The sequence below is a fragment of the Natrialba sp. PRR66 genome (genome assembly GCF_034808065.1).
Lineage (GTDB): Archaea > Halobacteriota > Halobacteria > Halobacteriales > Natrialbaceae > Natrialba > Natrialba aegyptia.
In genome coordinates this window covers 1-277 of record NZ_JAXHGN010000076.1, presented here as the reverse complement: position 1 = coordinate 277, position 277 = coordinate 1, and the positions used below count along the sequence as shown (strand labels likewise).

The 277-nt window shown below is 61.7% G+C and carries 1 pseudogene; it reads left to right on the top strand.

From position 1 onward, the window contains the following. A pseudogene (locus SM755_RS23545) lies at positions 1–277 on the top strand (hypothetical protein); the annotation flags it as partial.

Genomic DNA, 277 nt, shown 5'->3' with positions numbered 1-277 from the left:
CTGACGACTCCCCCAAGGCGCGCGCGTTCGTCGACAGGATGACGCTCGTAAGAAAGCGCCAGGAAGAACACGGGATGCACGCAAAGCGCGGGTCGGTCGCGCTGGTCGCGCACACGCTCAAGAAATCGGCGGCCGACATTCGGCGGATGGCAACGCTGATTGTTCAAAAACCCAGTCCGAGCGACCCCGGACGCGTCAACATCTTCGACAGTCCCGGGGGTCGAGACACCAAGGAACTCGTTGAAAAGAAACACGGCCTCACCGACACGCGCGAATC